Source organism: Alienimonas chondri (assembly GCF_013036045.1).
GTDB classification, from domain to species: Bacteria; Planctomycetota; Planctomycetia; order Planctomycetales; family Planctomycetaceae; genus Alienimonas; species Alienimonas chondri.
Window position 1 is genome coordinate 40,568 of the sequence record NZ_WTPX01000003.1, and the last position, 14,643, is coordinate 55,210.

Below are 14,643 nucleotides of genomic sequence, written 5' to 3' on the forward strand. Positions count from 1 at the left end.
CGTGAAAACACGGGCCGGCGTTTCAAGATCCTTCTTCAAGGCGACTGCTCGCCGTCTCCATGCGGCCAGGGAGCGGTTCCCAAGACGTCGCCCGGTTGAAGGTCCGCGGGATCGATCACCACGTGCTTCACCTTGCGGCGGTTCCAGGTATAGGTGAGATGAACCAGGCCGTCGTCGGCTTGAATCATCGCCGGGTAGGAGAACTCGCCGGTGTCTTCACGTTCGACGGCCGCGACGGCGCGCCACTGCTTGCCGTCCTCGCTGATCGCCAGGTGCAACTCGTTCCGCTTGCCCCAGCCGTCCTTCCGCTCGCCGCCCAGGTGGTTATAGAGCAACAGGTGGCGACCGTCGCGGAGGGTGAGGGCTTCGATGCCGGAGTTGTTGTTCGGCAACTCGGTCTGCGACAGCTCCGTCCACGTGCGTCCGCCGTCGCGGGAGAACGATTCGATAATACGTTCGTTCTTGGAGCGGAACAGCGCCTGAAGTTCCCCGTCGCCGTGCCGAAGCAGCGTCGGCTGGATGACTTGGAAGGGCTGCGTTTCCGGTTCGTATCGCTCCCAGGACGAACCGAGCTCCGGACGGTCGAGGTCCGTCAGCCGCTCCATATGAAAGCGCCAGTCGCCGTCATGCTCCGTGGAGGACGGGCACAGCAGGGTGCCGTCTTCCAGCAACGTCGGTTTGCCGCGAACGGGGCCGTCGATTCCCTCGGGCAGGCGCCGCCGATCGCGGAACGACCGTCCGGCGTCGTAGCTGAACATCACCTCGCCCCACCATTCCTGCGGGTTCGGGCCGACCTTGAAGAACAGCATCGTCGGACCGTCGCCCGGCGGCTGGAACAGCACGGGGTTCCACGTGGGATAACGCAGTCCCGCATGTTGCACGCCGTCGGCCCACTGCTTCGGGGAAGACCATCCGCCGCCGTCGTGATAGCTCGACCAGATGCCGACGTCCGGGTTCTTTTCCCGCGTCCCGCCGAACCACGCGGCGACCAGTCCCCGCGGCGTCTGAACGATCGTCGACGCATGACACTCTTTGAACGGGGCGGAGTTAAAGATGAACTCCTCCGAGACCAGACCGGCGAACCGCGGCGGCTTGGCCTCGCGCGGCGCCCGTGCCTGTAACTCGTCTTGCGAGAACGTCATGCAGTCGTCGTGCTTAACAAAATAGATGCGTCCGTTCTCCGCCCCCACGACCAGGTCCGGCTTGCCGTCCTGATCGAAGTCGCAGGCGGTGGGGCTGGAGGTGTGACCGGCGACGTTGCGGGCCGCCAGATTCCCGATCTTCTTGAGCACGATTTTGCCGTCGCGGTCTTCACAGTTGCGATACCACGTGGCGTTCTCGGAGTTCACCAGCAGATCCAACCGTCCGTCGCCGTCCCAATCGACGACGTCCAGCTTCACCCGGCCGCTGCGGCCGGCCGAACGATCGTTTAGTTGCAGGGGGAGGTTGTCTTCGTCGATAAAGATGCGGGTTTCCTCAGAAGCCCGGCTGTGACAGGTGAGATAGCCCTCCTGATCGAGCATCACCAGATCGAGCTGCTCGTCGCCGTCGAAGTCGATCGCCACCGGCGTGGTCCGCCACTGGGTTTGCAGGTTCGCCGCGTTCGTCTTCCACCAATAAAACTCCGGCGGCGATTCCTTCGTCCAGAGATCGAGCGGGCCCTCGGTGAAACCATCGCCGGTGCGACGCAGCAACGTCAGCTTCGGCCAGATGGAATTGACGATCACGTCGTCGCCGCCGTCGCCGTCCCAGTCGGCGACGGACAGCGTCGTATACCCCCACTTCGCTTCGGCCGGACCTTGAATAGAGCCGTTCGGACCGGCGAGCACGCGATAGGTCTTGCCGTCGACTTCAAGTAGCTCCGGGGCGCTCCACTTCGTGCCCCGACCGTCGAGGTTGGTGAAGACCGCGATATTGCCCGCGGTGTTGCCGCAGATCAGATCCTCGTCGCCGTCGCCGTCCCAATCGTGGGCGTAGGGGGTCGCGAGGGCCCCGAACTTCAACGTGTCGGCCTGCTGCTGGAAATAGGCCGGTTGTTTGAACGCGGGCGTCGCGGCGCCGGCGGGGGTGACGTTCTCCACGAGCGCCACGCGGCCGTCCTCGTCGCCGACGATCAGGTCCATATCGCCGTCGCCGTCCCAGTCAAACGCGGTCGGCGTGATCATCTGGAGGTGCATCGTCAACGGCTTGCCGTCCGTGCCGTTGAGTTTGAACCCGGTGGCGTAGTCCGGCTGCTCCCGCGTGCCGACGTTTTCAAACCAGGTGAACCCGTCGAGGAACTCCCCGCAGATCAGATCAAGATCGCCGTCGCCGTCGAAGTCCGCGAAGTTCGGGCTGGGCCAGCCATAGACGTCGATCGGCGCTCCCCCCGCGTGGATTTTGGTCGGCTCGTCAGCGTAGGAACCGTCCACGTTTTCGATCAGATAGACCCAGCCGTGCAGCGGGCCGTTCCGCCACCGTCCCTGGGCGTCGTAGGCCTGATCCCAGACGTAGTCGTTCCAGTCGCCGACGCCGACGACGAGATCTTGATCGCCGTCCCCTTCCCAATCGACGTATCGCCACATCCGAGCGCGCGTATTGCCGGGATGAAATCGCGCCCGGTCGTAAATTTTGCGGCCGCCGCCCGTCAGACCGTCCGTTTTGAAGTCGGCGAATTCAACGTTCTCTCGCAGCACCCGTGGCTCGCCGTCGACGTAGCTGACCTGCACGTTCTGCCCCGTCGGGCCGAGACGCACGGCCGGTTTGAACGCCGGCACCTTGACGGTGGGATCCTGCGTCGGGTTTTCAAAGTAATATAACCCGTTGGTCGGCTTGTCCGGGCCGGAGACGACGAGGTCCATATCCCCGTCGCCGTCAAAGTCCATCGGCAACGGCCACGCCCACAGCCCGACGCCGAGGTCGACCTCCAGCCCCGGGTTGTTGTATTCCAGCGGTCGTAGCTTCCACTGAGGATCTTCGGCGTGCAGATTTGAGTCGCACAGCCCCGTGATCAATAGCAGGGCGGTCGTTTTGAGAGAGCGCGTCATGAGCGAATGAGAGGGCATAGGGCGAGTCGGTCGAATGGTCGAGGCGGCGCTAGACGAGGCGTCTTAAGGCACGCGGTCCGTGCGAACCGTCTTGAACAGCGGATCGTTGAGCATCTCCATCGATGCCAGCAGCTTGCGATGGAGTTCTTCGATCGCGGCCCGGATCTCCGGCGCCGGGTCGTCGATTCGGTTGCGGGACTCCTGCGGGTCGACTTGCAGGTCGTAGAACTCGTCGCGACCGGCGTTGTGGAAGTCTCGGATGAGCTTGTATCGAGGCGTGCGATAGCAGCGCATCGAAGCGACGGCGTAGTGATGCATGCTGTATTCCGCGTAGAAATCGTTCTCCCAGTTGGTCGGCGATTCCCCCCAAAGCAGCGGCGTGAGATCCCGGCCGCGCAGGACGAGATCGTCCGGCCGCTCGACCTGCGCCATCGACAGCAGGGTGGGGAAGAGATCGAGGCTGGATGCGGTCTGCTTGATCACTGTGCCCGGCGCCACTGTGCCGGGCCAACGAATGATCGCGGGAACCTTCAGCGACAGGTCGTACATATTCGGCCGGTACTTGTCGGAGACGACCCGCGTGCCCTGATGCGTTTTCCCCGGGGGCTTCGTGCGGGTCGCCCAGATGCCGTTTCCTTTATGCCAGATCCCGTTGTGCCCCATGTTATAGCCGTGGTCCGAGGTGAAGATCACCACGGTGTCGTCCGCCACGGCGAGGTCGTTCAGCGTGTCGAGCAACCGCCCCAGGTTCCGATCGACGCCGCTCGTGCTCGCTAAATATTCCCGCATGTAACGGTCCATCAATTCGAGGTTTAGATCGTCGAACTCCGGCAGGGGAACATCAGCGTCAGCGTAAGGCGCCCAGTCCTCCGGCGCGACCGGCAGCCAGCGGCCATGCGGCGCCCGGGTGTGGAAGCAGAGCAGAAACGGCGAATCGCCCTCCGCCGATCGCTGTAGAAACGCGATCGCTTCGTCGGTCAGAAGATCCGTCGTGAGTCCCTTGAACTGCCGGACTTGGCCGTCCTTTTCGAGGGGCGGATCGTCGGGCGTGGTTCCGCCGGAGGTCAGCCCTATAAAGTAGTCGAAGCCGTGCCGCGTCGGGTGCTGTGCTTCGTTCCCCGGCAACGTCCAATCGCCCAAATGCCACTTGCCGACGAGGCCCGTGTGATACCCGCTCTGCTGGAGGGCCTCCGCGAACGTGACGCTGGCGTCAGGGTCCAACGCGACCTGCGCGTCCGGATCGAACAGTTTATGATCGGGCGCCGTGATGAAGTCGTATACGTCGAACTCCGAGGCGTACCGGCCGGTCATCAACGAGACCCGGGCCGGGCTGCAAACCGGCGTCGTGCAGAAGAAGTTCTGAAAGACTGCGCCCTCGCGAGCCAAGCGGTCCATATGCGGCGTATGAGCCGCCGGCACGTCGCGGAACCAACCCTGCGCAACCGCGTTTCCCATCGCCCAGGGCGCCTGATCGTCCGTGACGATGACGACGATATTCGGCCGTTGGCCGACCTCCGGCCCCGCCCCGGCGCCCTCCGGAGGACCGAAGGCCGGCATGGCCAGAGCGATGAGCGTTGCGATCGAGATCATAAGTTTTCTACCCGAAGCCGGGCGACGAAGAAGCGTACGAAGAGCCGGCGCCTTAGCGGTCGCGATGATGAGCCTTCAAATCCGCGAACTCGTCAAGGCGTTCGCGGAACGCCGCCACGGTGGGCGCCCACGCCGGTTCATCTGCGCGGTTGATCGTCTCTCGCGGGTCGTCCCGATGGTCGTAGAGTTCCGTGGCGACCACCCGGCCGGTTTGGAAGTCGCGCCACTCGGTATAGCGGAACCGGTCGCTCCGCAGAGAATATCCCATCGCCTCCGGGGCGACCCCGGCCTTCGGATACCCGGGACGCGGGTGCTGGGTGAAGGCGACCTCGCGAACGGTCGCCGCCGGGTCTTCGAAAAGGGGACGCAAGCTGTGCCCCTCCAGCCCCGACGGCGGCGTGAGGCGGCTATAATCCGCGATCGTTGGATAAATATCGAGCAGTTCCACCAATGACTGCGTCCGCCGGCCGGCCGTCGACTGCCCCGGCACGGAAATCATCAGCGGCACCCGAGCGTCCAGTTCAAAGTTGGAAGTCTTGCACCACAGGTCGTGCTCGCCGAGGTGAAACCCGTGATCCGACCAGAACACGACGATCGTCTCGTCTCGCAAATCGAGGCGAGCCAGTTCGTCGAGCACCTTGCCGATCTGGGCGTCGACGTAAGAGATCGCCGCGTAATAGCCGTGACGCAGCGTGCGGACGTCGTCCGGGGTCAGGCCCGCCGGGAAGTCCCGCATAATTTCTCTGCCGTCGTGCAGGGCGATCGACGGCACGCCGGTTGGCGGCTCCGGGTTTGTGGGCGGGGCGATCTCGGCGGGATCGTACATCGCCCAATATTTCTCCGGGGCGTTGAACGGGAGATGCGGCTTCCAGAATCCTACCGCGAGGAAGAACGGTTCGTCTTTGATTTCGTTCAGTCGATCGACGGCGAGCTTCGCGATCTGTCCGTCCCAATACGCCTCGTCCGGAACCTCGCGTCGCTCGGCCCGCGGGATCGCGACGGCGTCCGCGGGGCGTTCGCCCTCGACCTGTGCGACGTCGTGGCCGTGATTGCCGTAGTGCAACTGCTGCGGCCGGCTCCACGACGCCGGGTCGCCCTTCCATTCGTCCTGGCGATAATTATGAAAGATCTTCCCGATGCCGTGCGTCTCGTAGCCGGCCTGTTTGAACAGCTGGGGCAGCGTGACGACGTCGGGGCGGCGTTCGCGGAAGTGCGTCAGCAGATCCGTGAACCCCAGCGAGTCGATCCGCAGCCCGGTAAGAACCGACGCCCGCGACGGATTGCACAGCGCCTGCTGACAATACGCCCGCTCGAACAGCAGGCTGCGTGCGGCCAGCGCATCGAGGTTCGGCGACTTGACGATCGGCGACCCGTAGCAGCCCAGTTCGGCCCGCATGTCGTCCACCGCGATGAACAACACGTTCGGCCGATCTCGGCGCGGCCGATCGGCGGCGCGGCCGACTGCGACCAACCCGCCCGCGAACGCGACCAGCAAGGCGAGGAGGATCGGGGAGAGCCGCCGGCAGACCGTCGCGCCGATCCGTTCACGAGCCGGCGTCAGAGTCATCACAGCATCTTTCCGGCCGGCGTTTCTGGATCCTGACCGATCGTAACCCGTGGATTTGTACCATGCGAACGTGCCCCGATTTCCAGGAAGTCCGCATCGGGAAACTTCGTCCGCTTCAGGAACCTTCGGCGCCGAGGTGGTTCGTAAAGAGCGCGGTCGGCCTCCCGATCGACGGCCGCCCGTCTGCAATCTTTGCTGCCGCGAACGAGGCGGCGGGCGCTCGCCGCACCAATGCTAGGCGGTCTCAACTACGGTTTCGCGTTGCCGCGTTCGTCCTCAGGCGATGTCGGCATGCCGAATGCCTTGCATCCCTGCGGCCCGGCGATTCGACCGGGCGGCCCCGTCCCTCTCAGGGAGTTGAGTGATGAAGAATCTTGTGACGAGCTTCGCCGCCTGCATGCTGACGGTCGTTCCCACGTTCGGCCAAAGTCTGCCGGCGTCCACCCAGCCGTTCTACGACGAGTTCGGCGCCGATCCGCTCGATTCCGGCCTCGCGGCCCCTGCCCCGTACGCCCCGGAACCGTTTTTCCCCGGGCCGAACGATCTCGACCGGAATCCCTCTGATCCGTTCGCTCCTGGATTCGATAAGTATCGGCAGCGCGATGAGGACCGCGGGCGGTACGAGGACCGCGGGCGGTACGAGGACCGCGGCCGATATCACAACGGGGGCATCGGCACCCCGGCGACCGATGATCGGGACGGAACCGATCCGCGTGCCTCACGCGGCCGGCGCCGCGGTCCCCGGCCGGACCGCATCGGCCCCCCCGACCGGACCGGCATGCCGCAGAGCCAAATCGGAGAGTGCGTCGATGGCGTATGCTGTATTCATGGATCGGACAGCGGTCCAGTCGATCGCCCGCTCGACCGGCGTCGCGAGGCTCCCGGATACAACGATGGCCTCAGTCCCGGCTTCGAATCGGACCGCGATGCGCTGCGGACGCGGCCGGCGCCGAACCGCCGGACGATGCCCTTCGACCGGTTCGGCGACGACGATACGACCCGCTCGGGCGCCGATCTTCGCCGCTTCCCCCAAGCGAATCGCATGACGACGTCCTATAGTCGCGATCTGATCGGCTCGACGGCCTCGCCCCGCTGGGACGGCCGCTAATCGACCGGCGGAACGGCCGCAGACCGGCGAACGCTTACGGGCGTTCGCCGGCGGCCAGTCGAGAGGCGATCTCGGTAAGAACCGGGGGCAGATCGGCCGCGGTCGGGATGACGTAGTGGGCGCCGGCGTCGCGGAACGTCGCTTCGATGGGCGTGAGGGCCGCGGTTCGCTCCGCGGCCGGCATCTTGTTCCACTCGGCGAGAGAGACGCCCAAGGCGTTGCCGCTGGCGCTCAGGCCCACGCCCCAGCAGCCGGCGTTGCGGGCGGCCTCCACGCCCATCGGCGTGTCGTCGACTTTTACGGCCCGCCAGATCGGCGCGGCGTCCATTCGTTTGAGAGCTTCCAGCAACATCCACGGCCGCGGCCGCCCCGCGGGCACGTCGTCGCTGCACACCGCGGCGTTTGGAGCCACGCCGGCCGCCTTGGCCAAGGGCAACACGACGCTCATCAGATCGCGGTTATAACCAGTGGTGGAGCCGATCGGCACCCCCGCTTCGGAGAGCGCCTGTAAGAGTTCCACGACGCCGGGAATCGGCTCGCAGTGCCGGCCCAGCACCTCCTTCTGCAGCGGGAGGAACTCTTTATAGAGCCGATCGATCTCAGCGTCCGTCGGTTCTGACCCCTGCTTGTCCGCCCAGCGGGTCTTCACGTCGTCCAGAGCCAATAATGCGGCGATATGATCGCGTTTGGCGGCGCCCATCGGGCCGCGGGCCTGAGCCTCGGTGACCGGGACGCCGGAGGACTCGAACACCGCCCGGAACACCTCGACCGGCGCCCGGCTGCCGAAATCGATCATCGTGCCGGCCCAGTCGAAGACGACCGCGGAGAGTTCCGACGCGACGGCGGCGGGGAGTGCGGGAGAGTCAGTCACTGGAGATGTCTTAATGGGGCAAGTCGTGAGAGTGTCCTGAAGGCGACGGCGGCGGGCGGTTCGAGGAGGTCGGACCGCCGTCGCTCAAACCGCCATTGTTTGGGGCGTCGCCGAAGCGGGCGCCGTGACGACTGAGGCGTTCTCCTCCTCCGGCTTCTCCTCAGGGCGCCGAAGCACGCGGAGGAAATAGACCGTCGCGACGGTCAACGCGACCGCGGAGGCTGCGGCGGTCGCTAACAACATGCCGCGAAAGAGGGGTAACGCGTCGCCGTCCGCGCCGATCGTTTCGCCGGGTCGCGACAACGAACGCCACAGCAGGAGCGCGGTATGTCCGAGATACCCCGACGAGTCCGCCAGATACATCAGGAACCCGATGTTACACGGTCGGCCCGCGGCGGCGATGATGCGCTCGAACACCGTGGTATGAAAGGCGACGTACGGGACGTACAGCCCCACCCCGCACGCGACCATAAAGGGGAACGGGCCGAGAGCCCCGGCGCCCTGCCCCGCCGCGGCGGCGGCCGCCACGCAGAAGCCCGCGACCATCAGCCCCAGCGTCACCGCGAGGGCCGTTCGGTTGTCGCGGACGAAGATGAATAACGCACACGCCGCGGTCACCAGGATGGCGACGACCGTCTCGCTGCGAGCGAAGACCGACGGCTCCCCCGCCACGCCGAGATCCCGCCAGATCTCCACGGCGAAATCGTCTCGCACCGTGCGCACGATGGTCAGCGTGACGTAGACCCCGACCATCAACACCAACCCCGGCCAATACGCGGCTAAGAATTGCCGACGATCGTCCCGCGTCATCGCATTGCGAGCGGCGCGGCGGCGGCGATCCTCGGCGCCGGGCGGCGGCGTGCGGGAGAGCGCCCACACGGAGACCAGCAGCGGCACGAAAAACAGGGCGCCGGCCGCCGCGGGCATCGTATATTCGCTCAGCCCCGCCTCCCCGATCAACCAGCGTCCCACCGACTTCACGACGCCGCTGGACACGATAAAGCTCGCGGACAACGCCGCGGTCAACGCTTCGGTCTGTCGGCGTCCTTCTAAATAAGCGATCACCAGCCCGAACACCATGCCCAGCGGCAAACCGTTCAGGAACAGCGCCAACGGCTTCCACCCGACCGGCAGGATGGCGAACAGAACTAATCCCAGTTCCGCCGCCACGATCAGACTGAGAATCCCCAGCGCCCGCCGCCCGGCCGGCATCTCGGAGACGATTTTGATGCCGATGAACTTGGAGAGCGTATATCCGGCGACCTGAGCGACGACCAAGGCCACCTTCAAATCCAGCCCGAACAGCGTTTCCCCGTCGAACGTGCCCGCCGTAAACGGTTTGCGAAAGGCGTACATGCAAAAGTAGGTGCAGAACGCGGCCGCCGCCGCGATCGCGAGCGAGGTTCGCGTCGCCGAGTCGTACGCCGGCACGGCGTCGCCGTCGCCGGGGTCGTTGACGGTACGCAACGAGTCGCTCACAGGGAGGGCGCCGGCAGGGGAGCGGGTTGGCGCACGTCGGGAACTGCCGGCGCCGGAGCCCGGTCCGCGCGACGACCGGCGCGTAACAGTCGCACGAGATCCTCCGGTTCGGCGTGCCGCGGGTTATTGGAAAGCCGTTGGACGTTCACGCACTCCGCGAGCCGGCGGGCGTCGTCGGCGACGCCCGCGGCTTCGAGCGAAATCGGACTCCCGACGGCCTCGACCAATCGTTCGATCGTCGCGGCGGCTCGCGGGGCCGAGTCGGCACCGAGCAGGCCACACAAGAGTTGAATCCGGTCCCGCACCGCCGCCGGTCCGCGCGGGTCGGTGCAGTCGGCTTCCGTCACGCCGGCATTGAAGAGGAGCGCCGGCCCGAGCGTCAGCGCCGCCGCCGAGCCGTGCGGGATGCCGTACCGGCTCGTCAGCCCGTAGGACAGGGCGTGCGGCAGCGTCGTCTTGCTGATATTAATCGCTCGACCCGCGAGGTGAGACGCCTGGCTCATCGCGTCGCGGGACTGCGGCGTCGGGCCGTTCACCGCATCCGGCAGATGCCGCAGCGCCAGGCGGATGGCTTCCGACGCGAACCCGATCGACTCGTCCGTCGCCCCCACGGCCCAGATCGATTCGACCGCCTGACAGAGGGCGTCTAAGCCGGTCGCCGCCGTGATGCGGGGCGGCAGGCTGTCGGTGAGGCGACTGTCGACCACGGCGACGTTCGGCAGGATCGACGGCGCCGCCAGCGAATATTTTTCGCCGCGAACATAGACGACCGCGTAATGGGTCGCCTCGCTGCCGGTGCCGGCCGTCGTCGGGACGGCAATCAGCGGGAGGGCGGTTTCCGGCAGCGGGCCGTTCCGCAACACGACCTCCTCCAACAGCGACGGATCGACGGAGTCCTGCCCCCGCCCCACCGGCACCAACGCCGTGATCAGCTTGGCGAGATCGATCGCGGTCCCCCCGCCGACCGCCAAGACGATCTCGGCGCCGGAGGCCCGGAACGCCGCGATCCCGCGGACAACGTCTTCCAGCTTCGGATTCGGCTCGAAGGCGGTGAAGAACGTCGCGTGATAGGCGTCGAAACAGGGCGCCAACGCCGCCTCGGCTCCGGAAGGGCCGTACGCCGCCTCATCCAACACGACGAACGCGCGCTCGACCGCATAGTTCGCAATCCATTCGGGAACCGAATCAACGGCGCCGGGACGAAGAATGACGGTCTGCTGCATATGTTCGGAAGTCGCTGGCAAAACGAGAGGGGCGATCGCGGGCGGTTCGACCACGTTTCGGAGGTAAAACGCAAGTCGTTAGGCGGAAGTCAGATCGTCCGCGTTGCATTTCAGCGACCACATCTCCCGCCCGTCTCGCTGCACCCATTCCGCCTGCAGGGCGGGCGGAGATGCGGTCGAATCGACGGTCACGTGCAACCAGACGTGCGGCACGGCTTCGCCCCGCACCAGATTCGGGTGCGGGACGTTCAACGAAGGAATCGTGCGGCCATGGATGGGCGAGACGATCATCTGATAAATCGGGTAGCCGACCTGCTCCGTCGTTTCGTACTTCAACAAGCGAGAGCAGTGAATATCCCCGCCGATCAGCACGACGCCGGAGATCGTCTCCTCGCCGAGGAAGTCGAACAACGCGGTCCGCTCGTGGGTATACGTCCCCCAGTCGTCGGATTCGCGATTCTCCTTGTCGTCCCAGATCATGCCGCAGGCGATGAACTTAAACGGCGCCGTCGACTTTTTCAGGCCGTCCTTCAACCAAGCCCACTGCTCCGCTCCCAGCAACGTCGGCTGCGACGAATCGACCGGCGAAGGGCCGGTCTGAGAGAACCAGCGGGTATCCAGCAGGAACACCTCCGCGGGCCCTCGACGGAACTTCGTATAGATGCCCCCGGCGTCGCCGCCGTACTCGCGATTCGCCCGGTACTCGACCAGCGCCTGCCGGGTGTTCTCCTTCCCCGGGAGGCGACCGTCGGAGTCGTTCTGACCGAAATCGTGGTCGTCCCAGGCGCCCCAGGTCGGCGTATGACGGACCAGCGCCGCAAGCTCCGGAACGGACAGGAACGCCCGATGCCGGTCGCGGGCCGTGTTGAGGTTCGTCGAGTCGATATACGGCGTATCGCCGAGCAGCACGAGCGCCTCGGCGTCGCGTTCGGCGATCTGCGTCCACAGCGTCGAGGGGTCCAGATCCGCACAGGAGCCGAACGCCCACGTGGACCGGGAAGGCTCGGCCGGATCGGGCGCCGTGCGAAAACGGAGATCGTCCGCCGCGATCGTTACGTCCCGGCCGGCGCTGACCATATACCGATAATCGGTCGCCGGTTTGAGGCCGTCGATCCGCCAGTTCACGCACAGATCGTTTTGCGGAGCGCTGACCGCGACGGCCCGTTCAACCCGTCGATCGGACTCCGCTTCGAACACCTCCAGTTCCCATCGCCCCGGCGCCGGCGGTCGCGCCCAGAGCACGGCCTCGGTGTCGGAGACGTGCCCGACCATCGGCCCGACGAACCCGTCCGGCGCCCCGTCGTTCCGCAAACCGCTTCCCGGCGCCCCGTCTTTGGCTCGCAGCGTCTGCGGGAAAAATGCGGCGCCGACGGCAGTCGAGGCGAGCGTCGCCTGGAAACGACGACGGTTCAGCGGGGGATCAATCACGGTCACGCTTTACCTTAAAGCCGATCAAAATGGGCGCCTGCCGAGAAAAAACGGTTCGACGGACGCCCGCGACGGTTCAACAGAGGGCCGATGCAACAAGCGCCCCCCCTCAGCGACGGGGTCACGGCATTTCGAAGACTTCGCCGCCCTTGCGAGACCCCATCCCCTGCCAGATGTCGAGTTCGATCGTGTCCGGGATGAACTGCACGCTGCCGTCGCCCATGGCGACGTTCGCTCCGCCGCTGTGAGAGCTGGCGAAAGAGATCTCCGCTGCGTTCATATCGGCCGCCGGATCGGAGTTAATCTGAAAGCGGGTGGACGCCATGGCTTCGGAGAAGTCGGAGCCGTTGCCGGAGTCCGCGTTCGGCATGAAGAACAGAAACCGGTCGCAGATATTGCACCCCGGGCTGGGTTCGAGTTCATAGATCACCTCGCCGACCATCACGGTTTGCGTCAGGCCGTCTTTGACGTCCTTGAACCCGAACACGCGGCCGAGGGGAGTGGCGGTGTTCATTCGGACCGCGTGAAACAGACCGTCGGACGTATCCATGCCGATCGTGCTTCCGCTCGTAAGGTTATCGCTCACGGCGTCGCCCCCCGTGCTGACCGAGTAGCTGGACATCGCCCGTCCGGTCAGCCCGTTGACGTCCCTCGGCTCCGTGGGACCGTCAGACTGCGAGGGGCACATAAACGTACTCACGGGGTGCCGCATCACCGTTTTAATCGCCTCGCTTCTCGCGTCCGTTCCGCCGTACCAACCGGAGTCGCTGAGAGGGTCGGGAAACGCCTCTTGAAGCGGCTGCTGATCCAACTGCGGCAGGATGGCGGAGGTCCATGTGAAGCCCCACGCCGTCGAGACCCCGATGGGGAGCGACCTGGACGTGCCGTGATAATTGTGCATCGCCAGCGCAATCTGCTTGAGATTGTTCTTGCACTGGGCCTTCCGAGCGGCTTCGCGAGCCTGCTGAACGGCGGGCAACAGCAAGCTGACCAGCACCGCGATGATGGCGATCACCACCAGCAGTTCGATCAGGGTGAAACCGGTTCGGCGACCGGCGCTGCGTTGAGACGACATAGAGTTCGGGCGGAGGAAGAAGATGAAAGTGACTGACGGTCAATCAGAACGGCTTAGTCTTGTGAGCCGTGGAGGACCGCCTCGTCCGACGGCGGCGGCGGGCCGTCGTCTCCGGCCTCGCCCGTGGCCGTCGGCTCCGCGACGAACGGCGGCGGCGGTTCGGGAGCTGAATCGGAACAGCCCGAGAGAAACGCGACAGTACACGCCGTAGAGGCGGCAAGGACAAAACGGCGGAGGACCACGCGGCAGCTCGAAACGGTGCGGGAGGCCGTCAGCAAGACGATCCTGACGGCGGGACTAGGATGCGCGCGGCGTGACTGCCGGGCAACATAGTAACCTGTGAGTCTTTCATGAAGACCCCGCGAAGCGACGGCGAGGCCGGCGCTTTTCCCGTTCTACACAGCCGTTGTGAGGTCGGCTTCGGGCGACGCCCATTCCTTCGCAGGGCGAGGGACGGCGCAGTGCGGGCGACGGCAGGGCGGACTCGTCAGTTGCCGGAGGCGTGGAACACGCAGAGGACGACGGCCTGTTTTTTAAATGAGTTGACGAGCCGGTGCGGCACGTTCGCGTCGAAATACAGGCTGTCGCCGGCCGACAGTTTGTGCGTTTCGCCGTCGTATTCGAACCGGACGGCGCCGGACTCGACGAACAGAAACTCCTCGCCGGGGTGCGGCAAAGCCTCTTCCCGCGCCACGCCGGGCGGGATGGTAATGAGGAATGGGTCCATCGATCGTGAGGCCCGCTTGTGGGCCAGCAACTCGTACACCGAGGTGTTCTCCTCGGAGCGGTCGCGTTCCACCGTCTTTCGCTCGTCCCGCCGCACCAACACCAGCGCCGGCTTCTCGTCCAGCCCCTCGAACAACTCGGAGAGCGGTACGTCCAACGCCTGGGCGATCTCCCCCAGCGCCGGCAGGGACGGGGTGATTCGGAAGTTCTCGACCTTAGAGAGCCAACTGCGGGTTTGGCCGGTCCGGGAGGCGACCTCCTCCAACGTCATCCGCCGGTCCAGCCGATGTGACCGGATTCGTTGGGCAAGTTCGACGAGGTTCACGGGCGGCACGTGCGGACGCGGTGGTCTCCGCACGACGGACCGCGGAGGGGCGGGCCGCAGATTATGCCGGCGCCGGGCCGTGCCCCGCAAACCCGCGTTTCGTTCCTCGGCGTTCCCCCGTCGAGCGTCCCGGGCGCTTTAATGGACCGGGACGCTCGACGAGGGCGGCCGCTGTTCATCGGCGCTTGCGTGGCCCATGCTGCGTGCGCCTCGATTCAGAAACGA

10 protein-coding genes are annotated in these 14,643 nt (G+C 65.7%); 1 reads left to right on the plus strand and 9 read right to left on the minus strand.

Annotation, left to right across the window (positions count from 1 at the left end; genetic code table 11):
• Positions 1 to 35: 35 nt before the first annotated feature.
• The 3 genes from LzC2_RS00835 to LzC2_RS00845 form a co-directional block, all read right to left on the minus strand.
• Positions 36 to 3,026, minus strand: a complete 2,991-nt coding sequence (locus tag LzC2_RS00835; RefSeq protein WP_171182700.1) for an exo-alpha-sialidase — start codon at positions 3,024 to 3,026, stop codon at positions 36 to 38.
• 63 nt (positions 3,027 to 3,089) lie between these two features.
• Positions 3,090 to 4,616, minus strand: coding sequence for a sulfatase-like hydrolase/transferase (locus tag LzC2_RS00840; RefSeq protein WP_171182703.1), 1,527 nt, complete (start codon positions 4,614 to 4,616; stop codon positions 3,090 to 3,092).
• Between the two features lie 52 nt (positions 4,617 to 4,668).
• The gene (locus LzC2_RS00845) at positions 4,669 to 6,183 is read right to left on the minus strand and encodes a sulfatase (protein WP_171182705.1); all 1,515 of its coding nucleotides are present in this window, start codon (positions 6,181 to 6,183) and stop codon (positions 4,669 to 4,671) included.
• 364 nt (positions 6,184 to 6,547) lie between these two features.
• Here LzC2_RS00845 and LzC2_RS00850 point away from each other — a divergent pair, with 364 nt between their 5' ends.
• Positions 6,548 to 7,291: a hypothetical protein gene (locus LzC2_RS00850; RefSeq protein WP_171182708.1), complete on the plus strand. Its 744-nt coding sequence runs from the start codon at positions 6,548 to 6,550 to the stop codon at positions 7,289 to 7,291.
• A 34-nt stretch (positions 7,292 to 7,325) separates the two neighbouring features.
• Here LzC2_RS00850 and phnX read toward each other — a convergent pair whose 3' ends face one another.
• From phnX to LzC2_RS00880, 6 genes are all read right to left on the minus strand, one after another.
• A complete protein-coding gene (gene phnX / locus LzC2_RS00855) occupies positions 7,326 to 8,162 on the minus strand; it encodes a phosphonoacetaldehyde hydrolase (protein ID WP_206678515.1) in 837 nt (278 codons plus the stop codon).
• A gap of 84 nt (positions 8,163 to 8,246) precedes the next feature.
• A complete protein-coding gene (locus LzC2_RS00860; RefSeq protein ID WP_206678516.1) occupies positions 8,247 to 9,641 on the minus strand; it encodes a DUF5690 family protein in 1,395 nt (464 codons plus the stop codon).
• Complete coding sequence (locus LzC2_RS00865; protein WP_171182712.1) at positions 9,638 to 10,864, minus strand: phosphonoacetaldehyde reductase; 1,227 nt, start codon at positions 10,862 to 10,864, stop codon at positions 9,638 to 9,640. Before LzC2_RS00865 ends, LzC2_RS00860 begins: the two co-directional genes overlap by 4 nt.
• A 78-nt stretch (positions 10,865 to 10,942) precedes the next feature.
• Positions 10,943 to 12,292: an alkaline phosphatase D family protein gene (locus LzC2_RS00870; protein WP_171182714.1), complete on the minus strand. Its 1,350-nt coding sequence runs from the start codon at positions 12,290 to 12,292 to the stop codon at positions 10,943 to 10,945.
• A 121-nt stretch (positions 12,293 to 12,413) separates the two neighbouring features.
• The gene (locus LzC2_RS00875; RefSeq protein ID WP_171182746.1) at positions 12,414 to 13,367 is read right to left on the minus strand and encodes a DUF1559 domain-containing protein; all 954 of its coding nucleotides are present in this window, start codon (positions 13,365 to 13,367) and stop codon (positions 12,414 to 12,416) included.
• 487 nt (positions 13,368 to 13,854) lie between these two features.
• Positions 13,855 to 14,418, minus strand: a complete 564-nt coding sequence (locus LzC2_RS00880; protein ID WP_171182748.1) for a helix-turn-helix domain-containing protein — start codon at positions 14,416 to 14,418, stop codon at positions 13,855 to 13,857.
• Positions 14,419 to 14,643: the final 225 nt, after the last annotated feature.

Coding starts and splice junctions, on each gene's coding strand:
- LzC2_RS00865 (WP_171182712.1), bottom strand. CDS start 10,864: ATGCAGCAGACCGTCATTCTTCGTCCCGGCGCCGTTGATTCGGTTCCC.
- LzC2_RS00875 (WP_171182746.1), bottom strand. CDS start 13,367: ATGTCGTCTCAACGCAGCGCCGGTCGCCGAACCGGTTTCACCCTGATC.
- LzC2_RS00835 (WP_171182700.1), bottom strand. CDS start 3,026: ATGACGCGCTCTCTCAAAACGACCGCCCTGCTATTGATCACGGGGCTG.
- LzC2_RS00850 (WP_171182708.1), top strand. CDS start 6,548: ATGAAGAATCTTGTGACGAGCTTCGCCGCCTGCATGCTGACGGTCGTT.
- LzC2_RS00840 (WP_171182703.1), bottom strand. CDS start 4,616: ATGATCTCGATCGCAACGCTCATCGCTCTGGCCATGCCGGCCTTCGGT.
- LzC2_RS00845 (WP_171182705.1), bottom strand. CDS start 6,183: ATGACTCTGACGCCGGCTCGTGAACGGATCGGCGCGACGGTCTGCCGG.